A 25,319-nucleotide genomic window follows, 5' to 3' on the forward strand; every position below is an offset into this window, starting at 1 on the left:
TCACCACATATGTTTATACGTATTTCTTTATTCTCTCTTTGATGCCATTATGAATAACATCAAAGGAGGCAATAAAGAATGTATAACATTATTAAAGAAGTACTTTTAGGAACGCCACTGTGGGTGTGGATATTATTATTTATTTTAATAAAAAGAGGCATCGCTATTTCCCAGGAAAAGCCAATCAATTTATCTAAAATGTTTTTAGTTCCTTTCATATTTATGGTTTGGGGATTTGAAAAAATGATCACTCAATTTTCGCACTTAGAATTTTGTTTGATTAGCTATTTCTTTTTCATATTTCCCGGAACTTTACTTGGGTATTTATTGTATAAAAAATATCAAACTTTTTCCAAACAGGAATCAGTCATCATCAGAAAGAAGTGCTATCTTCCATTAATCATTATCCTAATAAATTTTTTAGTGAAATATCTCTTAAATGTAACTTTAGGCATCTCGCCATCATTTTATAATGACATTTCATTTAATATCATTTATTCTGCCATAAGTGGACTATCTATAGGACTTTTCTTCGGGGGAATTCTTTATACATATTATGTACAAAAAGAATTAAACAAGCCTATCTTATTTTGAGAGGAAGACATTTGATTGCAATTAAAAAATAGACTATTTTCAGGTTTAGGCACTGGTGCATTTATTTATATGATAATTTTACTATCGAGAAACAAAAATATTATTTCTTCAGAAGCTGAAATTATTAGTGTATTAATAATCTCAGCTTGTGCAGGTATTTTTACATTCATTTTCGAAGTAGAAAAAATTAACTATTTATTTGCTTTAGTAATCCATTTTATCATGATGTTCCTAGTCGTCTTTTCTATATCTTTATATAACAAGTGGACAGATCATTTTCTAAGCGTAGATTTTCTTGGTGGTTTTTTATTACTCTATTTGTTTGCTTGGATCATAACACTTATTAAGACTAAAAAAGAGGCGAATGAACTTAATGCCTTATTAAAACAGATAAGAAATTTTTAAAGGGATGCATTGGGTCACATTTAGTCTAGTGACCCCTTAATGCCCTATCACGCAAACGAATATAAACTTAAACTTTGTTTTTTCAGCATATTTTACGGTAATTAGGTAAATCAAGCTTCATTAAAACTCTCTTTAATGATTTTTTTCTTATTCGGAACTTTCGCCCAATAAGTAAAGTATCGTAATAACAATTCAACTGGCCCCATTTTAAAATACTTTTCCATACTATACTAAAAGTAATTAAAATAGCGTGGATTAAGAAACACACTATTAATGAATGAATAGGTGTCATACCAATTAGGAAGCTAAATACAATTAGTAAGGCACTTTGCGCAAGATAATTTGTTAAAGACATTTGTCCATAAAATTTTAATGGAGATAATATCATTTTTGCTCTATCCCATTGTAAAATAATAAGGAAACTGCTCATCATCATAAAAGGAACAATATAATCTTCTAGCATTTCTGTTCCTGCGGGAGTAATGTCAATTGACAGCTTTATATAAAATAAAGATACATAAGTACAAATATTAACTATTAAAAAAACCGAAATATATTTTAATTTCCCATGCATATTTTCAAAAAAATTAAATTGCCCCATCGTAAAACCTAGCATCATCGGTGCAAACCATTTACTTATGTTGGATAGTAAATCTAGCCATTCTATTCTCTCACCATAATACGGTTGATAAAAAGCTGTAACAATAGATAAGGCTATTAGTGAAATCGTTATTATTAAGTTGTTCCATTTACTTCTTTTAAAAAATATTGCCATAAACAGGCCAAGTACTGCATACACCATTAATACATCGGTAATCCCTGGCGGTGCATATAATGTATGAATCAGTCCTAGTACAAATAAAAAACCGATTCTGCGGAAATACAAAAGGTATCTATTGTTTATTTTTTGTTTGGATCGATTCATAAAAAGATAACACCCAAATCCAAATAAGAAGAATAAAATAGGGTAAAATTCCCTGTTGAATATAGAATATAATACTCCGTGTAATTCATTATAGTTGGACGAATCCATAACCTGAAAGCTATTCACAAGAAGTACCCCCAGCAAGGCAAACCCTCGTAAGTAATCCATAGTGTCTATTCTTTCATACGTATTTAATTTATTCATTCAGAATCTCCTAATAGAAAACTATATTTTTTAGCATTAATACATAAAAAAGCTACTGTTTTTTTCATTTTGCCAGCTCCTTATTTTTAATACTTTAAACATAAACGTTATCTTTTGATAAATGAATGACTGTTCCCTTACAATATGACTTTTAATCTTACTAAATTGTAAAACTTGATTTTCCAAACGGGAAAGCCTACTCCTTCAGGTGTGGGATGAGAGTGAGGTCGGATACGTTTAAAAGTGTGTTTAAGAAAGTGAAGAAAAATAAATACAAGGTTGGTCCTGTGTTAAAGAAGCCAGTGTCCAAAACTATTCTTTTGATTTCGCGCACATTTCAATCAAAGATACCTAACATCTTAGTTTTAATCATAAATAAAAGGAGCTATTTAGTTAGCTCCTTTTTTGCCCCTATTAAAAAGTAAAAAAGGACTGAATTTCAGCCCTTTCTATTATAAATCTTCTATATCATATTCAGTATATCCCTCATAATAGTAGCTAATATCAATACCCTTCATGAAAACTTCACGGCTATTAATTTCATCTAATAATGCTTGTTGGAGCAATTGCTTAATTTCAACGTCTCTAATCGGACTACGTTCCATCGCCAACAAGTAATCTTCCTTATCAATCTTATTCCATTCAACAACCCTTTGAAGTTCTTTTTTAAAGATTAAATCTAGCCAAATTCTAGTAGCTCTACCGTTCCCCTCTCTGAAAGGGTGAGCGATATTCATTTCAACATACTTTTCAACAATTTCATCAAAAGTTGTTTGTGGCATCGTATCGATATGCTCTAAAGATGCTCTAAGATACATGATTGGAGCAAATCGGAAATTCCCTTTTGCTATATTGACCTCTCGAACCTTTCCAGCAAAGAAATAAATATCCTCAAATAGATAGCGATGAATTTCAGAAAGACCCTTGAAAGTGCCTACTTCTAAGTTATTTATTTTCCCTGAATCGTATAACTCTTTAGCTTTCTTCTTTGAAAGCCGTTCTTCTGTTCGATTCAATTCAAGTTGATTTGTGATACCTAATTTATTTTCAAGCATCGTCATACTCCCCTTAATTCTTTTTTAATTTTCGCACTTTCTAGAAAGTATAAGTAAATTATGACTGCCTACAATATTGCAGCCATAAGAGATATTTCTTTGTATGATTGTTTTTGATTATAGCATAAATAGCATAGATACCAGCTATAGCACTAAAAACGAAAACCACCCATGAGATTATTGTAAGTATACTCATTCATTCTAAAATTTTATGAAGCTTATTGTAAATTTTGTATAGGCATTTTTCTCACTTTCAACTTTTATCAGGGCTTGATGTGCTTCGATAATCGCTTTTGTTAACGCCAAGCCAATCCCTGTCGAATCATGTTTTTTAGAACTACTTGCTTTGTAGAATCGATTAAAGATATGTGGTAATTCCTCAACTGCAATCCCCTCTCCAAAGTCTTGAATCACAAGTTCCGTATAAATGGGTGTATCTTTGAGTTGAAGTGTGATTTTACCACCATGTTTGGAATGCTCAATCGCATTCTTTAACAAGTTCACCAAAGCTTCTTGCATCCATAATTTATCGTGGACAACTACTATTTCCTCCGGCTCATCCCAGTCAATTGACAAGTCCCTTTCATTGATCATATTTTCCAAACGATTCAAAACTTCATGAATCGTTTCCACCAAGTTTAAAGGTTCTTTATCAAATGAAATAGCTCTTGCATCAATTTTTGCTACTTTTAACAAGTTTTGAATCAAGACATTCATTCTGCTAATTTGAACTTCATTATTTTTCAATAATTGAACTTGCTGCTGACGGGGTAAGTCTTCATTCAATAACAATTCATTGTAGATGGATATCGTCGAAAGTGGTGTTTTTAATTGATGGGATATGTCTTGTAATATTTGACCTAAAAACTTCTTCTCTTCAAGTAAATCACTCATGCTTTTTCTAATAATATCTTTCATGGAACGCAAAGAAACTACTAGTTTGGCAATATCGCCTTCTTTATTTTCATTTATTGTAGCCGAGTAATCCCCTTCGATTATTTTTTTGGCAGTCGAAGTAAGTTGTTTGATTTTATTGAAGAAAATAGTGTATTGTATGTAGTTTGCCAAAAACAATAGACATCCAAGAAAAATCAACCCCCAAAAAATTGACTGATTATGGCTAAAAATATGGTTATTTAAAAGTGGAAAAAACTCTGTTTCCAAATCTTCATATACTCCATATTGTCTAAAGATTTCTCTTCCTTTTTCCTGATACGTATTAGAATCTGAAGAATTGCTTGTTAAGACTTTCATAATTTCTGCTTCATTCTCAGGATTTTGTTCAACCAATCTGGCGGTAATTTCCCCCCAGGTTGCAATAGAATCACTTTTTAAATGATCGTAAAATAGTTGGTGTGTCATAAACTGGTAGATCATAAATAGAAAAAACAAAGTGAACATTACAATCATATAGCCTTTTATCTCGGTATTTTTTATCATGTTACTGTTTGCTCACATCCTTGTCCCAGCGATATCCTAGTCCTCTTTGGGTGATGATAAACTGTGGACTTTTTGGATTATCTTCAATTTTGTCTCTTAAACGCATTATATATACAGATAACGTATTTTCATCAAAGAAAACTTCATCACCTTCCGTGATTTTCTGAAGAATTTCATCTCTTTTTAATACTTTGTAAGCATTTTGCATAAAAGTTAACAGAAGCTTATATTCTAAATTCGTTAATGGGACAAGTTCTTGATTTTTATAAACCTTGACTTGGTTCATATCCATTTTTATATTCTCAGATGTTAAAATCAATGAAGCTTCTTCTAACTTAGTTTGTTTACGTAATTGCACTCTTACTCTCGACATAAGTTCTCTAACTCGAAAAGGTTTTGTTATATAATCGTCCCCACCAATATCTAGTCCCATTACTACATTCGCTTCTTCATCAAGGGCGGTTAAGAAAATAATAGACATGGCATCGTTTTGTTTTTTAAAGTGCATGCATAGATCGTAGCCATTTCCATCGGGAAGGTTAATATCTAATATAGCCAACTTAAAAATAGTATGATCAAACTGGATTCTCGCTTCTTTTACACTAGAGGCTCTAATCACCTCGTACCCTTCATTTCTCAATGAAAACTCGATGGCTAAACCAAGAGCCTCATCATCTTCAACCAGTAATATTTTATTCAAATATAGCCTCTCCTTCCTCTAACTCCATATTAGCAGTTACCGCCAAATCAGAATAGCCTGACTATAAATAGCCAGGCCCTTCGTATTATTCTTCTCTTATCGTATCTATAATATTATCCTGCTGGATTCTTCGTAGCGGTAGCAAAACAGATATATAACTAATGAACAAAGCGGCAGCAAATGTAATGAAACAAGCCTCATAGGGAATCGTCCATGCAACCTTCAAGACACCGGAAGCAGCCAAATAAATAATATATGAAAGTATACAACCGAAGAAAATGCCTTGTAAGCTTCCAGAAAAACCGTAAATCAGTGCTTCATAGATAATCATTTTTTTCAAATCCCTTTGAGACATGCCTATGGATTTTAGTGCAGCCAGTTCTTTTCGTCTAATCATGATACTTATAGTAATCGTATTGAGGATATTTAAACTGCCAATTAAAGCAATAACCACAATAAAAGCATAGACAAGAACTTTGATAACGAGAACAGTTTCCTCCTTGACTTTATTCTCTTCAATGTGATTAACCACTGTAATGGAGTGTTTATTTCCAATAGTCTTCTGAATGTCCTCAACAATCGCGAGAGATTGAGCTGTATCCTTCAATACAATTTTAAAACTTAAGTCCTGATCGTAAACTTCGGATACATTTTGAATTAACTTTAACTGATCCATAATTGGCAGGTTCTCAGAAGAAGCTTGATTGTCATTTTGCAGATAGATTGTAAGATCCGATTTAGTGGAAGGATCGTTCATAAATTTGGATGAAAATGCGATATCCATCAACGATGAAAAAGAAATAAACAATACACTGCTTATAATAATTGATAAAATGGTAACCATATAACGATTTTTATTTCTTTTTACATTTTTCAAGGCCATGCTCAATGGGAAAGATAAAGGCTTTTTCAAAACGGTATTCTTTTGTTTTCTGATTGCCTCTTTTTTAATTGACAGCCTACTGCTGATTGCCAGCAATGGGGATATTTTGCCAGCGAAAAAAGCAGGATAATAACTAGACGCTAAAACAGCTATCAGGGTAAGAATCGAACTGATTAATATGATCTTCCAATCGACATTGAATATCGAAATAACCTGACCATCTTCTAATAAAATCAAGAACATAGTTTGGAGAAAAGCAAGTGCCAATAAGCTGCATACAATCCCAATTGGTATAGCAATAACAGCCAACACAACAGCTTCTTTCATAACAATTTGTCTAATTTGCTTTCGCGTAGCACCGATGCTTCTCAACAAGCCAAACTGCTTCACCCGCTCCACGACACTGATTTGAAAGGCGTTATAAATGACAACAATTGTAGAAATGACAACTATAGTGACAACAATAACAAGAATGGCCAGAAGCGATTGATCCGATTCCGGTTTCAAAGCTTGAATCAATTGAGTATTAATATCAATGTTATTGTCTTCAGTCATTGATTTTAGTTCGTCTAAAACCTCATTAAAGTCTGCTTTCTCGTTAATTTCAATTAATATCCTTCCTTCTCCAATAGCAAACTCACTTTTATATGTTAATAATCGGCCCTCTTTATTTTTCTGTGTAAACTCACTATTATTCAGTAAACCAACCAGTTGATATGCTTTTCCCTCCAGTTCAAATGAATCACCGATTTGAAGATCTCTTTTTATATAAGGAAGTACCCAGGAATCGACAGCGGCCTCATGGTCATTGGTTGGTAATTTGCCATCAAGAAGGCTATAGGTTAAAAATTTCAAGGCGTGCTGATCCGCGAAATTCATTTGCACAGAAACATCTCCAACTGGAACGATGTCTCCCTGAGACATGAAGCCAAACGATTCAATTTGGGGATTAAATTTGATTTTATTTAATAGCTCTTCATCATAATCTGAAATACCTACATGAAAAGAAACTCCGCTTAACTTTTTGGTATTCTCAATTTGGGTAAGTTGTGAGCCTTTCATAAATAGTCCAATCGTAGAAATTAACGCTACAGAGAGTATGATTCCAACCAAGGTCAAAATGGTTCGTTTCATATTCCTCTTTAAATACCTAGTACCTAATTGATTATAACTACGAATCAAAATCATTGTCCTCCAGTCTGTGACTTTTTCTCAGTCAGTCGCTGATCAGAAATGATTTTACCGTCTTGTATTGTGATGATCCGATCAGAAGCCGATGCTATCGTTAAATCGTGAGTAATCATGACAATGGTTTGATTGTATTTTTTTGCCGTGAATCTTAATAAATCCATAACTTCTTTCGTATTTCGAGTATCCAAATTACCAGTTGGCTCATCTGCAAGAATCAAATGCGGACGATTAATAAGCGCCCTACCAATTGAAACCCGTTGCTGTTGCCCTCCAGATAGTTCGGAAGGCAAGTGATTCATGCGTTCTTGAAGCCCAAGGATATTAATAATTTCATTTAGATACTCCATATCTATAGATTCACTATCTAATAACGTGGGCAAAGCAATATTTTCCTGAACATTTAATACTGGTATCAAATTAAAGAATTGAAAAATAAATCCGACTTTTCTTCTTCTGAATATGGAAAGCTCATCATCTGTATATTTATAAATATCATTGTCCCCAATGAACACCTTTCCCGAACTTGGATGATCCAACCCGCCTAAAATATGCAGCAGTGTACTTTTCCCAGAACCAGAAGCACCGACGATTGAGACAAACTCACCTTGCTGAATTGAAAGGTCAATCCCTTTTAATGCATCTACCCTGTTATTACCTTCACCATAACTTTTCACTACATTTTCCATTCGTACAACTTCCATATAACCCTTCCTCTCATCATTTTCAATGTATGTCTACAAAATTTACTTTGCCTTCACTATCTGGATAGACGCTCTCTATTTCTTTGAAAACTTGGTTTGTCTTTTCTTTATCTTTATAATCGAATCCACTGTCTAACTGAAACAATGTGAGCATAGACTCTGAATCAGCTAATGCATCATAAGTTTGATCATTTAGAATAACAAGATCCATAGGAATATATCCGATCCACGCTTGATGTTTAATATAATGTACAGGTATCATTTGTCCATTCAAATCTATTTGGTGATATTCCATATCCCCATCGCTTAAAGAATAGAACAAATTCAGTGAACCGGGTAATTCTTTAATTTCATGAACAGGTTCTGAAATGATAGACTCACTCTTTGGATCTTTTCTTTCTCTAATAATTCCTTTCTTAACTAATTGTTCAGCAGTAGTTTTGTTAATAACTGCATACTTTAAATTTGATTCACCTTTTTTTGTTACTATGAACTTCATTTTGTAGTCAATTGTTTGTTTAGTTTTATTTTTATACAACTGCTTAACTTTATTAACGTCCTTTTCTGAGCCGATCACTAAAATTCCATTAACTGATTGTGGTGGACCTTCAATAAAACGTTTTACTCCAAATCCTATACCAATAAAAATGGCGATAACTAAAACTAAGCCTATTATTTTTTTCATTTTATTTCTCCTTATTTCCTTGATGTCTAAATTATAGACTAGATATTCTTTAAATTTGAATAACTGTTGTCTAACTATTTAGTCTCTATTCTTACTCATTTGTAAGAATAAAAGGAATACATCGTTTAGTTTTGATTAAAGAAGAAGTTTCCCCCACCTTTATTTAACAGCAAATAAAAAAAGCTCCATTTCGAATAATTTTAATCAAAATGGAGTTAATATTAGATTTTATGGTACTGCCCCTTACATACACATTCGTTACTGCGTAATATACTACTTCAAATGTTGGATTATTATGTGTTGCAGCTTACGTCCTGATGTGGAAATATCTTACTTGTTCTTGCAATATCCACTACTGCCATGGCGCTAAGAACAAAAATCAATTTTCCATGCAACTTCACTCATTAGCAATAATGGCGGAATGAACTTTTTGCAAGTTGCTTTATCCAACAAGCTTCTTACTCGAAAAGAGCCTGAGTTGATTCAACCTCAGGCTCTTAACATATATAAAAAGTTTTGATCCGTCTTAGCGAATCTATCTCAAACTAAATTTCTCCATCACAATACTTTTAATTAAAACATAATAGTATGAAGCGTCCATATGAGCGGAGTCCTCAACACATAACTAATTTAGTTAGGTTAAGCGGATTATTGCATCATTCTAATTAGAATTCGTTAATGGTAAAAAGCTGTGGCAATTTCAAGTGCTTTTAGTGGCTCTTTGATTGAATCAAGCGTATAGACAAGTTTTTCATCCTGCCAAACAATGGTATTTCCTGATTTATAAACATCTAAGCGCACAAAACCATTTTGTTTTGGAATAGGAAGCATATGTGCTTCTAAAAATTGGACTGCCTGTTTAGCAAGCTTCAAACCTGCTTCTGGATTGTCTGTTCGTGTATGTGTCGCTAATGCCCATCTTCCCTCATTCCAACCAGTCCATAACGAGCCAACTCCCGCATCCTGATAACCTTTAAAGTTATAACCAAGATCAACCTTTTGACCACCATTTTGACTAAAGTTCTGATATGAAATTTGCTCATTAGCTTCTTTAGGATTCTGATATTGTTTTACTACTAGTCTTGCAATAATCGTCGCTGTCTGTGAATTTTTAAGCTTCCTATCATTGATTGGCAAATACTCTTTACTTTCAAAAAACAGTACTTCAACTTGGTTAGCTTCTGCCTTCGTTGTTGCCGTTAAAAATGTACCTTTTGTGATCGGAAGCCCTTTTGGTAAAATTATAGGTAAATTAGTTTTAAGCTGGTCCTTAATATTTTTTAGTGCCCCAGCCTGTGTATTAGATGCTACTGTGTTTTCCGTTTTGGGCGGTTCCTGTTGATTTTCATGTGATTGACGTTCTTCTTCTTGTGGCTTGTTTGGCACATTAGGTTGTTGTTCTTCTTGTGACTTATTCGGCGTATTAGACTGCTCTTCTTGTGACTTGTTCGGCACAGGTTCTTCTTTATCAGTGCACGCACTTAGTATACTGAAACTTAAAAGCATGAAGGTGAAAAGTATCTTTTTCATGGCATTGACCCCTTTAATTCTTTTTTCCTATCCTTAATCAACTGATACTTTTTGTTATTAATTCGTTTCGTCAATTCATTAAACTTTTTGCATAATCCTTATCCTTTGCGGTAAAAAAACTAAGCTTTCCAAGTATCTTTTATTTTCAAGCCACAAAGAGCAGCTTTGTCATCAATTAATCCATAAAATACTGAAGTTGTTAGATTGTATTATAATCCACATATTTACCTCCTAAAATTAGGATTCGGTTAGTAGACGAGAATTACCACAATAAGTTTCATCTTTTTTCAAAAAAATCCAATTTAAGGTTAATTAGTTATACCTCGGCATAATTGTGTCCGGAATCGGCTTTGTACTTAGGCCAGTGCGAGGGCCGACACGATATCGGTCATTTCGGTAATGCCACAGGACGTGGCGCTTTTACCGATGCAGGTCAATTAGTTAAAACTAAACCTATAACTTTTTCATTGGATTGCCCCTTTTAAGCTGAATGTCTGAATTATAGACGAGTTATCCTATACAGGTGAATGACTATTATCTAACTATTTATTATCCTATTCTTACTTTTTCGTGAGAATAGAGATTTCTGACTTACCTTTAGAATTAACTGAATTTCCCCATGATCATTTAACGAGCAGTTGATGTCGTTAGACGAAAAAGGGGAAAATTGTAATAAACATAGTGAAAGCGCCTAAGATTTAATATAGAACTATTCAAATAGCCATTATGATTGAATGACTCTACCCATTGCTATATCATGTGAGTTTCTCCCTCCCTAAGTTAACTTCAAACAAAAAGGTCACAGCCGTGTAGGGATTGTCTCCCTTCACCATGTTGCGACCTTGAAAGTAATTTATTTAGTCAATGATAATAGAAATGCGTTCACCCTTTGACAATTTTGCACTAGGTTTAATGATTTGATTATTTAATTGAATCGTTCCTTTTTCAACTTTTTTGATGATCTGTGATCGACTCCAATCCTCAATTTGGTTTGCAAGCACTTTATCAACTCGATGTTTTCCAATCACATCATCTAGTACAATGTGTATCACCTTTATTCCTTGTTCTACTAAGCTGATTATCGGAATCGTTGATAATATTGAAGTTTCTTCTTTCTGCTCCTCAACTTCAGCAATATGCTCTGAGAACGTTTTATAAATAGCTAACTTTTTGTTCCACGTATGATTATTTTCGCATTTATATATTGCATATTGGTATATATTTTTTCCATTTGCGTTATGCCTTCGTACATTTGTATCCGTAAAAACAGATAATTCCCCACACATTTTGCAGTGCTTCTTGACAGTTCGTTCTGATATTTGAGAAAGCTTCCAGTGGAATGTACTATTTAACATTAATCCTTCACCCCTTAAGATAAAGGTACGCAAGCATCTATTTGGATATCTCGCAGAACAATGTAATATTTATTGAATAAATAAAAAAGGAGATCCTACACAAGGACCTCCTGACGCATTGAGGCTACAGGGTTGCTCGGTTCCTTTGTAATGAGAAAAATGGGATACTACCCCCTTGAAAAAACATTTTTGAGGGCAATGCTATCCAATTTGGTGATCATTACAAAGTAAAGTTTGGCATACGTGTTCTCTTGTATCTTTTCTATCTAAACGCAATTATTCCTGTATTACCATATAATTACACAAAAATACAAATGGAATACCCTTTCTCGTTATCAATTACTTAAGGCTTTAACAAAATTCTTCCAACCGAATTTCTACCTTCCATTTTAGAATGTGCCTTGGCTACATCTTTTAAGGGATACACATGGTCTATTTTTATAGAAATACTGTCATCTGCTACCCACTTTTGAAAATTTTCCATATATTCGGGCCAATATTTCATATACGGAAGTCCATTTGTTCTTGTTAAAAATAGAGACCCTTTTTCTTGGAGTTTCATTATATCAAATGGCGGAACATATCCACTTGACTGACCATACATCACTAGGTAACCTCCTAAACCAAGACTATTCAAATTTGATTCAAAGGTATCCTTTCCAACCCCGTCATAAACCACACGGACACCCTCTCCATTTGTTATTTCTCTAACTTTCTCAGGAATGTTCTCTTTAGTGGAAATCAAAACGATATCTGCACCAGCTTCAAGCACAAATTTCGCCTTTTCTTCTTTTGATGTTACACCAATTACTTTTCCTCCTCGAAGCTTTGCCATTTGGCATATTAAACTTCCAAGTCCGCCAGCTGCTGCTTGAATTAAACACCATTCTTTCCCTTGAATAGGATAAGCTTTATGTGTAAAGGCATAGGCTAAAAACCCCTGTGTCAGTCCGGCTGCTGCTTGTTGATCAGGAATATCTATATTTATTGGAACCATTCTCTTTGCTGAAGCAACTACATGGGTTGCATAGGTTCCCCCGCCTCCACAGATTACCCTATCTCCAGGTTTTAAATGGTCAACATTTTCACCTACCGCTTCAATAACGCCCACACATTGACTACCAATCGTAATTGGCAGGTTATTATTGAAACCTGCTTCCTTTCCGTAAAATTTTTGCTTTACCAGGTCACCACGACGCATCTGAATATCAAGGAAATTCACAGAGGCAAACTTTACTTTGACGAGCACCTCATCTGTACCTATTTTAGGGATATCCAGCCATTCTAACTGCATTTTTTCGGGACCGCCATATTCATAAATACGAACGGCTTGCATCTTTTCTTGAGCTCTCATTTTATCCTCTCCTCCAAAATTGTTTCCTAGAAACCATATTACCATTTTATGAATCGATGTCAATATTGTTTCCAAGAAACTTTATGAAATTATTTATTTCTTGTATACTATAGAAACAGAGTTATTTCTTAATAAACTAATGAAAAGGTGAATAAACGATGTACGATAACATAGAAAAGGATGCTCTTGTTTTTCAAATCATTAAATTAACTGAGCAAGTTTCGAAAAGATTTACAGACGGAGATGACGAGGAAAAGCAGTGGATGGCCCGAAAGGTTAAAAATCCAATTTTAAGACAACTTTTGCCGAATATAACGATAATGATGTTACATGTTTTAGATGCAATTGGAAAATTCGGGCCTGTTAATGGCATTACGATCTCCAAAGAAATGGAAATTCCAAAAGGAACCGTTTCAAAAATCACGCGCAAGTTAGAGAGTTTGAACCTCATAAGAAAAGAGCAGTTGCCTGATAATAAAAAGGAAATTCTCTTTTCTATTACACCACTCGGATATGAATTGTTTGAGGTTCACAAGGATCTCCATGAGCATATAGAGAAGAATGTAATTCATTTTTTAAATCAATACCACTCTAATGAATTGGATTTTTTAACTAAAGTATTAGAAGACATCTTAAAACAATCATTGGTTCAATTAGAGGAGTAAACTACCTCGACTTACCTTCCTTACGGCTACCAGAAACGATTAAACGGCTTGAGTCCTTTAGAATTCAGGACTCAAGCCGTTTAAAACATTTTTATTGTTTCCGTTGTCTAATGAAGCAGTTCAACGCCTGATTATTTCGAAGAAAAAATTCCTCTATTTACGTTTTAATCTTTACAATCGAAATAAGGTATATTGGCTAAAAATTGGACGCCATCTTCGCTATTAGTTATTGAATAGGTAACAGATAGGGATTCAAAAATTTGTTTTACAATATATAGACCGAGACCACTTCCACCTGTATTTCGATTTCTTGACTTTTCGATTCGATAAAATGGCTCGAATAATTGTTGGATTTCTTCTTCTTTAATGTTAACACCTGTATTAATCACTTTTATTTCAATCTGACTTTCTTTTGAAAGCTCAGTTACCACTATAAACACTGTTTCTCCTTGCGGTGAATACGTAATCGCATTATGGATTATGTTTTTCAAGGCTTTTTCTAATAAGTCACGATCTGTATCTACATTCATGTAAGGAGAAATTTGTGTTATTATCTGAATATCTTTTTGAGAAGCAAAATAACCTAGATCTTTCGTTATTGTATCCAATAATTCTAAAAGATTGACTTCTTCCAATTCCAGTTTAAAGGTATCTTGTTCTAGTTTAGACATACTTAAAATTTCCCGAACCAATTGTTCCATACTTTCGATTATTTTGTGGTTTTTTTCTAAATAGAGATCACGATTTTGATAAGGACCGATATTATAAATCATCCCTTCTAAATATCCTTTCATTACAGTGAGAGGCGTTTTTAATTCATGTGCAACAGTTGCGAAAAATTCCCTACGTTTTGTTTCAATTTTCCTTTCTCTTTCAATATCATCTTTTAATTGCTCATTTGCTTTTTGTAAATCGATCATAGTCCGTTGCAAATTATTCGACATTTCATTCAAGCTATTGGATAATTCCTCTAATTCGTCATTTGAACGAACTACGATGTTTTCGGAAAAATCTAGGTTTGCCATTTTTTGCGCGCCCTCATTTATATAAATGAGCGGTTTTGTAATGAACCTTGAATATAAATAGGCACTCCCCAATCCAATAACTACTACAATGATACTTATAAAAGGTAGAAAACGTACTAAGACCTGCGACGCTTCATCAATAGGTTGGAATGTCGCCATTACAGTAACCGTCAAATTACCTTCATCTAGAAATTGAATCGGCAAAGTAACAAAATATGCATTCCTAGGAGTTTCATTCTGTATTAATGCAGCTTTTGCAGGAGCATACGATGATTGCGAAATTCCCTGCATCAAAAAATTAGGCGAATATATAATAGTTCCTTCTTTAGTTTGTAGGTAAATGAAGGCATTGTTATTTTTGATATAGTCGTCAAAAAGCGGTATCGCACTTGTTAATGTTAAATTCTTAGAATTATGGATTATTTCCTCTATTCCAGATTGCAGCTGATTAGTTTTATATTGTTCATAAAAAGTTGGAAGAAAAAAGTATAAAGTTAAATAAATCAAGACTGCAAAAGATAACAATATAAGAGACGTAATCATAAAGAGTTTATAGGTTATTTTTTTCATCTTCATGATGTTGACAATCCTATTCATCGATTTTGTATCCAATACCCTTTACTGTTTTAATGTAGGGTATATTTAATTTTTTTCTTAAATTTTTTATATGTGTATCAATCATTCGTGTTTCTCCTGCATAATCATAGCCCCAAATTTTTTCAATGATGATTTCTCTAGTAAGCACCTTTTTTTCATTATGAAGTAGTAGTTGTAGAATATCGAATTCTTTAGTTGTTAATGGTACTTCAATCATATCTACATAAGCTTTATATCCATCACGATCGACATGTAGTTCATTAAAACTTAAATGATTCTCTTTATTATTACCATAACTTCTTCTTAAAACCGCTTGTACTCGTCTAATCAACACATGAAATGAAAATGGTTTTGTTATATAATCGTCAACCCCTAGATCAAAGCCTTTCATTTGATCTTGTTCTTCTTCTAAAGCGGTTAACATAATAATTGGTATACTTGACTCACTACGCATCATTTTGGCAACTTCAAACCCGTTAAGGTTTGGCATCATGACATCAAGAAGTATTAAATCAAAGGCTTGAGAATTAAATCGTTTCATTCCCTCTAGACCATCTGAGGCAACCTCAATAGTATAATTTTGTGTCATTAAAAACTGTTTAATTAATTCTTGAATTTCTAAATCGTCTTCTACTACAAGAATATGATAGTTCATCGATAGATCCCCCTCGTAGCCATTATAACCGTTCAATTTGTAGTTTATGTGAAGATGCCTCACTTTTTAAAATTGTATTAGACAATCTCAATTACAAATATGGAAGTTCTTTACGACTTTGTTTTGTAACATCAATGAGATCACCACAATCGACTGGATGGAAAGATTTGATTCAACTTCTCTACGTAAACACCTCAATATCTCCACACAGATACCATATTGGTCATGTACATTAGTTGAGAAAGAAAATTGATTCTATTATATGTGTACTTTCAATAGGATGAGCACGTCTAGATTTTCTTTCAACTTATTCAACTAAGGAGAAGCTTTTATGTATAAAATTGATCTACGTCCATTGATATTATTGGTCGTTTTTACATTATTATTGTGTTCGTGTTTAACATACGTATCGCTTAAAGCATTAGGAGCAGAGGATATCTTCTTTAAGAGTATGAAGTCACTTGTTAATATGATAATGATTAAAATCTCTTAAAAGTATTTTTAATAGGATAATAAGAAGAATCCATTTTGAAAAAAGATGGATTCTTCTTTTGTCGTTTAAAGATTTATTTGTAAAATTAATATTTTCTACTTATGATCATAATAATTTCATCCTTTAGCATAAGATTTTTATACTTCCTCCTTCATTACTTTCCTACCAATAAGGATATAGTCTTTTTAAGAGCTTCCATTCTAAAAATCTCTACTGGTAGATTTCTTACATAAAATTTTGATTAAGACACAAAGTTCCCCCTAAGATAAACATGTTTTAATTTTCACCTGTTTATCCTAAGGGGAACGTATGTTATTCATAACTAATATTTAGGGTATAGTTCATTTGCTTGAAGGTACATTTGTCGGGCTATAGTATTATAGAATTTAATGTATGAAAAAAATTCAATTAGGAGATGTAGAACCTTGTATCATATCTTCTTCTGAATTTGATGAGAACTCCTCCCACTGTTCTGGTGTCATTTCTCCTCTTGGATTTGGAGATTCCCACTGCCGCTGATCAGGAATCTTTTCTTCTGAATACGTGTTATGATCTTGGTACATATTGGTTTCATTTTGATCCGAGTCTTCACCTAAATTCACCAAGTTCGCAAATAAACCAATTGCTATTCCGATAGATACTAAGCCAATGGATGCTGCTACTTTTGTCCACATTTTCTTCACTCCAATTTAATATTTCATCTATAATAATAAAATTTTATTGCTATTTCTTCTCCAAATTTTTACAAACCAAATTTCGTTGTTCAAGATAAACTACCTTATCAGACTGTTTAGCGACTTCCTGGGAATGAGTGACAACGATGATACATTTATTTTCTTTATGAGCTAGTTCTTTGAACAATTTTACAATTTCATCCGAAGTTTTCTCATCTAAATTACCAGTCGGTTCATCCGCAATTAATAAATCTACTTCACTAGACAATGCACGAGCAATGGCTACACGCTGTTGTTGACCACCACTAAGCTGTAAAACCTTTCTTTTTGCTTCGATTTCCGACAAGCCAACCATTTCTAATAAATCAAGAGCTCTTCTCTTTTTATCTTTTATTTTAACCCCCGTAATTTCCATTGCTGTAACGACATTTTGAAGAGCCGTCATATACGTAATGAGATTATATGATTGAAAGATGATCGAAACATACTTATTTCTATATTTATCTAAACCTATTTTCCGTATATCATTTCCTTTGTAGAGTACATGCCCTTCTTTTGGGTTATCTAATCCACTTGCTAAACTAAGTGCTGTTGTTTTCCCTGAACCTGAAGGACCTAAAATGCTATAGAAACACCCTGTTTCAAAGGTAAAGCTGACATTCTCTAATAAAGTATTCTTCCCATTATTACTTTGATAATAGTAATTTAGATTTTTAAATTGTAATATGATGTTCATATGACTCCTCCTACCCATCTTTTAATAGTATTTCTTTTGGATTTAAGCGAAGAATTGATAATGCTGGAAGAAGTGTTGATAAAATCGCAATTAATAACCCTAGCCCACCTAAATTCAATACATCTTGTGATGATATACTTACATCAATATTGTCGATAGGTTCAACATCTTTATCTTGTTTATTCACCATTCCAAACGAGAATCCTAAAGTATTTGATTCTTGTTGTTGATCTTCGACACCAATAACTTCTTGTTGTAATAAACTGTCTCCCATTTTTTGAGACACTGTTTTACCGGTAATGATAGAAATGCCAAATGCTAGTACAGCTATACATAGTACTTCTACTAACAGTTGTCCTATTAATTTCCTCTTTTTTTCACCGATGGCCAGTAGAATACCTAATTCCTTCCGTCGTTCTTTTATGGTCAACATAATAATAAGACCTAATATAACTGATCCTGCAATGGATACTAAATAGACAATCCATTTGGAAGTAGCAGCAATATTCTCGATAGGGCCAACCATTTTTTGATATAAAGCATCATGCGCATCTAACTTAAATAGATCGAAATTAATATTTGTTTTCTTTGCGTCTGCTTTAAAATCCTCAATATTTTCTGGATCATTTAAGTAGTAAATTGCTCGTTAATAGATACACCCTTTTCATCACTTTCTTCATTCATTTCTGTCGTTGAGTCATAAGTAGCGTATATTTTGTTCGACGGATGCATCATAGCTGGTAAGTTTTCCTCAAAGTCAGTTATCCCGGAATTTTTGTATATCCCTATTATTTCTAACTCAACCTTCGATGTTTCATCAGGTGATTTAATCTTTAACTTATCACCAACTTGAAGCTCGTTTTGTTCGGCTAACCGTTTTTCAATCAGCGCTACTTTCTTATTCGCATCCTCTGATGTAATTGGACGACCGTCAATAATTTCATTCGTTCCATCTGTAAAATCTTGCATTAAATAGGAACTTCTTACACCTTGGATAAATGTATTCGGCATTTTCATATTTCCAGAGTTACTACCACCTACTGTTCCAATTACCCCTTCATCATCTTTTTCACTATTAATAGGTGCGTAATCATCTGCTACAAGCATGTCACTTTTAATATAGTTGTAGTCTATTACATAGGGTGATTTAGCTAACTGGTCTGCTTCTTCTACCAAAAGTTCCGGATGCTTTATTTTTCCGTTCGGATTCTCTTCTCGCTGTTTCGCCACATTTTCCATAAGCTTCTCTTCATCGATTCTAAGACTCACGTCTACACCTAATGTTTGTCTAGCATGATCATTCGCCTTTTGTGCGACATTTTGGATTGCAAAACCCGCTAATACTAGATTAGATACTACTAGAAATACAGTAAATAATATTAGCGATTTTCCTTTCCTTGCTTTAACACTTAAAAATGCACGTTTGATAAAATTCATTTTTTATTACCTCCTTGATAGTTCAACTATAGAAGGATAATCTGTAGTTTACATGGAGATACTGCGTAGTTTATCTAGAGAAATACGGGAGTTTACGTAAATCAATTTTCGAGCTATATTTTGTGAGGAATGCTTTAAAGTAGCAATTTCAGTAAATAAATGTGCAGGTGATTACAATTGATAAATCAATACAAACAAATAGAAAATACTATTCTTCCTATTTATAATTAGAAAGAATAGTATTTTCATTTATCTATTAGTAATTACACCATGTACTATACCTATTTCCGATGAACCTAGCCTATCCAGGTAACTGAAGATAGTTATACTTTTTCAACAAAAATTCCTCCAATAGTTGTACCAGCACCGATTACCAATTGCATTATTGACTGATTAGTCGTAGCTAACTCAAAGTAACAAAGCACATAAAAAGCCCAGCAAATTATGCTAGGCAGCCACCATTTATTCTTCCTCTTCAAGTAAAATAACACTTTCCAAATTATTTACAAATCTTCTTAGTTCTTTAGCTAATTCATTATTTATATCACCGGCCTGATACCATTCATTTATAAGATTTCTTTGTGCTTCAATGGCTATTAAAGCTAAGTATTCTTTTTGTTCCTCTTGCTCTGAAGAATCCATTTTATAAGATGAAAATTGTAAGTGACGATAGTACATTTCCACTTTTTGCGCAATATCTAAAGAATATTCATTCGTTTCTTGAACATGCTTTATAATTGATAATGTCACATAATCTTTTAAACCTTTCTTTACTTTATTAATTTGTTCTACAACATTGGCTGGTAGTTTGCTCATCTTCCGTTCACGTAAAAAATGACGTAAACGACGTTTTAACAAAGTAAATGTTCGATTATTTAATATATCTTTTCTTTCTTTAAGAATATAATCAATTTCCTGTTGAATAGATTCATTTAATCCAAGTTCAGCTATATATTGCCTCGTATAAATTATTTCTAATTCCATCCCAATTTTTCTAGCTTCCAACATTTGTTGCCTGTATGCTTGAAATGCTTCTTCTGACTGTTTTCTCTCAACATTCATTAACATTGCGTTATATTGATTCATTAACTTTAGAGCTATAGCAGCATTTTCTTCAACTGTTTCACGTTGAATACTACGAATCGCATGTTTTAACATTTCTCTTTTTTCATTCATTATATTTGGCTGTTGGGCTTTTTCTTGATCATTTAATAAAGGTAAAAATAAGGTTGCCATTATCAAGGTGAATAAAATAACACCTGCAGCTAAGAAAATAAGTAATTGACGATCTGGAAATAATTCTCCTTGATTTGTTACTAAAGGTAATGATAATATACCTACCATCGTGATCGTACCTCGAACGCCAACAAGCGTTGTCACAATATGATCTTTAATGGTCACTGTTTCTTCGTTCTTAAATATTTTTTTATCTACTACATGAAAGAACATCACCCAAACAAAACGGATGACTAACACCATCAAGCCAATTCCTAGCACATATAAAATAAGGATACTATTGTGAATTTCCTCGCTTACTAGTATAGAATTTGTGGCAGAAGGTAACAGTAGCCCTAGCAGGAGGAAAATAACCCCATTTAATGTAAAGGTCACAATTGACCAAACATGTTCTGTTACCACCTGTTCCTGTGCAATGAAACTTTCGGTCTTTTCTTTCACAATTGCCGCAATAATTCCACCTGTTACAACTGTTATTACCCCTGAAGCATGAAATACTTCTTCTGCTATCAAATATAAAATAAATGGTGTTAGAACTTGTAGCAAGACGTAAAATGTTGAATCCACTATGCCAATACGGCGAAGATGAAGTCGTATCCAAAATATTGCTAATGCACCGAAAATCCCTATAAGTAAACCAACAAAAAACATATAAAGAAAATCACTTGTTGCTGATTTCAATGAAAAATAACCCGTTACAATCGCCGCAACTGAATATTTAAACGCGATTAACCCTGATGCATCATTGATTAAAGATTCCCCACGAACTAAATTCATTATACGATCTGGAATATGAACTCGTTTGGCGATGCCATTTACCGCCACTGGGTCAGTAGGTGATAAAATAGCCATTAAAGCAAAGGCAGCCGCTAAAGGAATCGACGGAATCATCCAGTGCACAAACAGACCACCAACAATAGTCGTTAATAATACTAATACAATAGCGTTGCCTAAAATCGGTAATCGCATTTTCCATAATTGTTCACGAGGAAAATGTGCTCCATCATGATAAAGTAATGGTGCAATAAATAATAGCAAAAACCATTCCGCTTCAATTTCAATGGTAAAATCCTTTGCTACTAAAGCAACTAGAATGCCAACTGCAATTTGAATTAGAGCAATCGGGATGAAAGAAATATAATGTGCCAGGACATTTGTCACTAATAATAATACAAGTAGAATTAATATCGATATTAAGAGCTCCATATACGACCTTCTTTTTCTAAGTAATATTATTTTTCAAGGTCAACCAAGTTTTAACCTAATTCCTCCTAATTGTAAACCAATTTTCATATTTGTTTGCTGTTCACAATAGTAAATTATTTACTTTTCACAATCAGTATTTGTTCACTGACTCAATTTACCCCTAAATATTTCACCCACGAGTGAACCATTCTACTAGGTTAGGTACAGTGAAATGCCGTTTCTCTAATAGCGAAACGGCTTTTCATTAATAAAATAATTATTAGCAAGGATCACTCTTTTAAATCAACCGTATAATAAATAATCAAGCTAAAACTTGAAGGTTTATTTGGAAGCTTCGATTTTTTTTTGCTTTTTAAACATAAACCCAGTCCTAATCCAATCACTGCAATCACAATGGAGAATAAGAATACATCATTGTTTCCAGTAATAGAGGCATCATTTTTGTATAGATTTTAACTAAATTATTTTTCCTAAGAAACAATAAATAAAAGAATCCATTTTGAAAAAAGATGATCAAAATGGATTCTTTTCTTACATATTATTTAACTACATAGATATAGTTTTTGTTGCAACTGTTTGTTGAAATGCCCGATCATGCTCAACAAACACCATTGTGGGATTAAATTTTTGAATAAGCTCTTCAATCTGCATACGCGAATAAATATCAATAAAATTCAACGGTTCATCCCAAATATAGATATGCGCTTTTTCACATAAACTTTTGGCTATAAGCAGCTTTTTCTTTTGTCCACCAGAATAATGAGAAATATCTTTCTCAAATTGAATTCGGTCAAAGTCCATCTTACGTAGAATAGATTTAAATAACGTTTCATCAATCCCATGCTCTTCAATAAAATCCGATAACAATCCCTTCAAATGGGAAGTATCTTGTTGGACATAGGAAATAATGAGACCTGAACCTACATTCATGGAGCCTGTATGCTGTATCGAATCTCCTTGAATTAGTTTGAGGATACTACTTTTCCCACTTCCATTCTTTCCATCAAGCACAATTCGGTCACCTTGTTCCAGTTTAAAGCTAATTGGCTTATTTACTATTTGGTTATCGTACTGAACAGACACATCGGCCAAAACAATCAATTCATTTGAATGAAACGCCAATGATTCTAATTTTAATGATTCCGTTTTTTCCACATTTTTTAGCAGTTTTGACTTTTCCTCAATAGCTTTTTGTTGCCTAGCTTCAAGGTTCTTTGCTCTCTTCATCATCTTCGCTGCTTTATGTCCTACAAAACCTTTGTCTAACTTAGAACCTGAATTCGTTGTTCCATTTTTGGAAGCTTCCACTTGACTTGACCAACCTGATGTACGCTTTGAAGACTGTTTTAATCTCCCTATGTCTTTTTGTAGACGCTCATTAGTTGCCTCTTCGTGTTCTTGCTGTCGATCAAAATTTAACTTCCAAGAAGAATAGTTACCACTTTGAACTTCAATATTTGCCCTATTTATAGATAAGATATGGTCAACGCAACCATCTAAAAAGATTCTGTCATGTGAAATTAATAGAAACCCTTTTTTCTTCCTTAAATAGTCAGAGACCATCTTTCGCGCTTCCGTGTCTAGATGGTTGGTTGGCTCATCAATTAATAGAAATTGACCCTCCGTCAAAAAAAGTGCAGCAAGCAACACCTTTGTTTGTTCTCCATTTGATAATGTTTTAAAAGGCCGATACATTGCCTCGGCATCAACGTCTAGATAGGAGATTTCACGAAGAATTTCCCAATCTTCTGCCTGGGGGCAAATTTCTTCCATGATTTCATGCGTATGCTTGTTTTTATCTGAAACTGGATAAGGGAAATAATTAAACTCTACCGAAGAATTGATTTTCCCACTATACTCATAATTCCCTAATAATAAATTAAAGAATGTTGTTTTTCCTCGTCCATTTCTACCGATAAATCCAAGTTTCCAATCCGTATCTATTTGAAAGTTTACATTTTCAAAAATATTGTCAAAACTACTTGGATAAGAAAAAGTTAAATTTTGAACTTGGATCATTGACATGATAATTCCTCCTTTGTATAGCAATACTTTTTACTTTTTATACAAAGTCGGCATATCCATCTATTCTAAATTTCTCCGTATAAGTTTGATGGATATTAACGACTTGTACGGAGTAATACATGCGTAACAATAGTGTCTGAATCGTTCATTTTTCACTCTCCTTTATTTAGTAAATGAAAGGTACAGATTTAATAATTGGATCTTAACCATGAGAGAATAAAAAATCCTCCCAATTTGTAAATTGGAAGGATTAGTCTTTCACTTATATTAAATAAGCTCTTTATTTGCCATTGGAACTATGACATATAAAGTGTAAACTGATTTATAAAAATGGACAGACTAATCCTATATTTTGTAGTTTGAAGTTTTTCATTTCAAATAAAAATACAGATTAGTTAATCATTGTCCATCCATCAGTCCTCTCATCATTGTAATTGTATATTAACAAATTTTTTCCTAAAATACAATTCAAGCTTCATCTTCACCTCAAATTACTGTTTGTCCCTTTTGATAATTACTATCCAATTGACCACAAGAAGCATCAATATCAATCCCAAATTGACTTCTAACGGTCGAGTAATAAAGTCAATGGATTACCAATATTTAGATGTTGATAATTACCCTCATTTAAATTAGCATATTTAAGTCGATTAGTTTATATAAACGTAATTAGATTTGTTTAGTAAGAGGTGCTGATTTTGTTTAAAAAGGAAATATTGGTTGGACATTCAGAAGATACTGTCGTAGCAATTATCGAACACTTAGAGAGAAGTAACGTACCGTTTGAAGTAGGAATCAAAGACATTTTTAAGCGGTCCTCTGAAAGATTCAGCTCGGAAAATAACGATGAAGAATACGAAGCGTTTTATACAGTCGAAGTCCGAAAAAAATATGCGGAACAAGTAGAAGCTATCGTTGCGCAGTATGTATCGCAAGAAGATGTGAAGCATTGGTATAAAGTGTCGAAAAAGCAAAATAGAAAATTAGAATGGAAGGAAAAAGCACTTTTTATATTTATGTCTTTTATATACTTTATAGCGATACTAGCCATCGAAACAGGTAAGGAATTTGGCAAGGACGTAGACATAGTTTTGTATATCGCGTATATCGCTTGTGCGCTCTTCCTGATGTCTGGTGTATTTATAACGATAAAATATTACAAAGAGATGCAAAAACAAACAGGCGATTTGAGATGGACCAGTAAGATGTTTGTAATCGTAGGTATATGTTTGATATTTAAGGCTATTTTTGCTTTCGCTAATCTTCTCAGAAACCTTTAATAGAAAGGAACAATCTATACGAAAACAGCCTTTTTTATTTCAGGGTGTTGTTTTATGTTAGATTCCATAATTGATTTTAATTTTTTCTGAATTATTCTTGAATAGTAGTAATTCAATTTTAAAATATAGAAAAATTACAACTAGTATAATTTTCGTGTTAAAAAGGATCTGATACATATTCATATAAATCCAACCTTTCAATTTACAACTAAAACGACCAGAAACTCGATTGTTTTTGAGCGTCTGGTCATGGTCTTTTGAGTGAGAA

21 protein-coding genes and 1 pseudogene are annotated in these 25,319 nt (G+C 33.2%); 5 read left to right on the plus strand and 17 right to left on the minus strand.

Features of this window, described 5'->3' with window-relative positions; translation table 11 throughout:
• Positions 1-78 precede the first annotated feature (78 nt).
• Together ACIQLB_RS12555 and ACIQLB_RS12560 are read left to right on the plus strand one after the other, a co-directional pair.
• On the plus strand, positions 79-594 hold the full coding sequence (locus ACIQLB_RS12555; RefSeq protein ID WP_400725978.1) for a hypothetical protein: 516 nt from the start codon (positions 79-81) through the stop codon (positions 592-594).
• A gap of 15 nt (positions 595-609) precedes the next feature.
• The gene (locus tag ACIQLB_RS12560) at positions 610-999 is read left to right on the plus strand and encodes a DUF3021 family protein (RefSeq protein WP_400725980.1); all 390 of its coding nucleotides are present in this window, start codon (positions 610-612) and stop codon (positions 997-999) included.
• Between the two features lie 82 nt (positions 1,000-1,081).
• On the opposite strand, the gene ACIQLB_RS12565 is transcribed toward ACIQLB_RS12560, so the two are convergent.
• The 10 genes from ACIQLB_RS12565 to ACIQLB_RS12610 form a co-directional block, all read right to left on the minus strand.
• Complete coding sequence (locus ACIQLB_RS12565; RefSeq protein WP_400725982.1) at positions 1,082-2,128, minus strand: DUF418 domain-containing protein; 1,047 nt, start codon at positions 2,126-2,128, stop codon at positions 1,082-1,084.
• Between the two features lie 452 nt (positions 2,129-2,580).
• Positions 2,581-3,183, minus strand: coding sequence for a protein adenylyltransferase Fic (gene fic / locus ACIQLB_RS12570; protein ID WP_400725985.1), 603 nt, complete (start codon positions 3,181-3,183; stop codon positions 2,581-2,583).
• A 201-nt stretch (positions 3,184-3,384) separates the two neighbouring features.
• Positions 3,385-4,623, minus strand: a complete 1,239-nt coding sequence (locus tag ACIQLB_RS12575; protein ID WP_400725989.1) for a HAMP domain-containing sensor histidine kinase — start codon at positions 4,621-4,623, stop codon at positions 3,385-3,387.
• Position 4,624: 1 nt separating this feature from the next.
• Positions 4,625-5,323, minus strand: a complete 699-nt coding sequence (locus ACIQLB_RS12580; RefSeq protein ID WP_400725992.1) for a response regulator transcription factor — start codon at positions 5,321-5,323, stop codon at positions 4,625-4,627.
• 85 nt (positions 5,324-5,408) lie between these two features.
• Positions 5,409-7,388, minus strand: coding sequence for an ABC transporter permease (locus ACIQLB_RS12585; RefSeq protein ID WP_400725995.1), 1,980 nt, complete (start codon positions 7,386-7,388; stop codon positions 5,409-5,411).
• A gap of 2 nt (positions 7,389-7,390) precedes the next feature.
• Positions 7,391-8,098 carry an ABC transporter ATP-binding protein gene (locus ACIQLB_RS12590; RefSeq protein ID WP_400725998.1) on the minus strand — a complete coding sequence of 236 codons (708 nt, stop codon included), beginning with the start codon at positions 8,096-8,098 and terminating at the stop codon, positions 7,391-7,393.
• 22 nt (positions 8,099-8,120) lie between these two features.
• On the minus strand, positions 8,121-8,783 hold the full coding sequence (locus ACIQLB_RS12595; protein ID WP_400726001.1) for a lipoprotein BA_5634 family protein: 663 nt from the start codon (positions 8,781-8,783) through the stop codon (positions 8,121-8,123).
• Positions 8,784-9,458: 675 nt separating this feature from the next.
• Positions 9,459-10,313: a hypothetical protein gene (locus ACIQLB_RS12600; protein ID WP_400726003.1), complete on the minus strand. Its 855-nt coding sequence runs from the start codon at positions 10,311-10,313 to the stop codon at positions 9,459-9,461.
• An 857-nt stretch (positions 10,314-11,170) separates the two neighbouring features.
• Positions 11,171-11,668 (minus strand): S4 domain-containing protein, encoded by a 498-nt coding sequence (locus ACIQLB_RS12605; RefSeq protein ID WP_400726006.1) that lies wholly within the window; start codon positions 11,666-11,668, stop codon positions 11,171-11,173.
• 343 nt (positions 11,669-12,011) lie between these two features.
• Positions 12,012-13,022: a quinone oxidoreductase family protein gene (locus tag ACIQLB_RS12610; RefSeq protein ID WP_400726009.1), complete on the minus strand. Its 1,011-nt coding sequence runs from the start codon at positions 13,020-13,022 to the stop codon at positions 12,012-12,014.
• A 158-nt stretch (positions 13,023-13,180) separates the two neighbouring features.
• Here ACIQLB_RS12610 and ACIQLB_RS12615 point away from each other — a divergent pair, with 158 nt between their 5' ends.
• A complete protein-coding gene (locus ACIQLB_RS12615; RefSeq protein WP_400726012.1) occupies positions 13,181-13,687 on the plus strand; it encodes a MarR family transcriptional regulator in 507 nt (168 codons plus the stop codon).
• A gap of 164 nt (positions 13,688-13,851) precedes the next feature.
• On the opposite strand, the gene ACIQLB_RS12620 is transcribed toward ACIQLB_RS12615, so the two are convergent.
• Together ACIQLB_RS12620 and ACIQLB_RS12625 are read right to left on the minus strand one after the other, a co-directional pair.
• A complete protein-coding gene (locus ACIQLB_RS12620; RefSeq protein ID WP_400726014.1) occupies positions 13,852-15,309 on the minus strand; it encodes a HAMP domain-containing sensor histidine kinase in 1,458 nt (485 codons plus the stop codon).
• Positions 15,302-15,964, minus strand: a complete 663-nt coding sequence (locus tag ACIQLB_RS12625) for a response regulator transcription factor (RefSeq protein ID WP_400726017.1) — start codon at positions 15,962-15,964, stop codon at positions 15,302-15,304. The genes ACIQLB_RS12620 and ACIQLB_RS12625 overlap by 8 nt, the downstream gene beginning before the upstream one ends.
• Before the next feature lie 331 nt (positions 15,965-16,295).
• Here ACIQLB_RS12625 and ACIQLB_RS12630 point away from each other — a divergent pair, with 331 nt between their 5' ends.
• Positions 16,296-16,457 (plus strand): hypothetical protein, encoded by a 162-nt coding sequence (locus ACIQLB_RS12630; RefSeq protein ID WP_400726020.1) that lies wholly within the window; start codon positions 16,296-16,298, stop codon positions 16,455-16,457.
• Between the two features lie 404 nt (positions 16,458-16,861).
• On the opposite strand, the gene ACIQLB_RS12635 is transcribed toward ACIQLB_RS12630, so the two are convergent.
• The 5 genes and pseudogenes from ACIQLB_RS12635 to ACIQLB_RS12655 all read right to left on the minus strand — a co-directional run bounded on the left by ACIQLB_RS12635 (position 16,862) and on the right by ACIQLB_RS12655 (position 23,771).
• A complete protein-coding gene (locus tag ACIQLB_RS12635; RefSeq protein ID WP_400726023.1) occupies positions 16,862-17,131 on the minus strand; it encodes a hypothetical protein in 270 nt (89 codons plus the stop codon).
• Positions 17,132-17,180: 49 nt separating this feature from the next.
• The gene (locus ACIQLB_RS12640; RefSeq protein ID WP_400726026.1) at positions 17,181-17,867 is read right to left on the minus strand and encodes an ABC transporter ATP-binding protein; all 687 of its coding nucleotides are present in this window, start codon (positions 17,865-17,867) and stop codon (positions 17,181-17,183) included.
• Positions 17,868-17,877: 10 nt separating this feature from the next.
• Positions 17,878-19,304, minus strand: a pseudogene (locus ACIQLB_RS12645) (ABC transporter permease).
• Between the two features lie 462 nt (positions 19,305-19,766).
• Positions 19,767-21,746, minus strand: a complete 1,980-nt coding sequence (locus tag ACIQLB_RS12650) for a Na+/H+ antiporter (RefSeq protein WP_400726029.1) — start codon at positions 21,744-21,746, stop codon at positions 19,767-19,769.
• A 546-nt stretch (positions 21,747-22,292) separates the two neighbouring features.
• Complete coding sequence (locus ACIQLB_RS12655; protein WP_400726032.1) at positions 22,293-23,771, minus strand: Lsa family ABC-F type ribosomal protection protein; 1,479 nt, start codon at positions 23,769-23,771, stop codon at positions 22,293-22,295.
• 698 nt (positions 23,772-24,469) lie between these two features.
• On the opposite strand from ACIQLB_RS12655, the gene ACIQLB_RS12660 reads away from it, so the two are divergent.
• A complete protein-coding gene (locus ACIQLB_RS12660) occupies positions 24,470-25,051 on the plus strand; it encodes a hypothetical protein (RefSeq protein WP_400726035.1) in 582 nt (193 codons plus the stop codon).
• Positions 25,052-25,319 lie beyond the last annotated feature (268 nt).

The sequence above is a fragment of the Lysinibacillus sp. NPDC092081 genome (assembly GCF_044755845.1).
Lineage (GTDB): Bacteria > Bacillota > Bacilli > Bacillales_A > Planococcaceae > Lysinibacillus.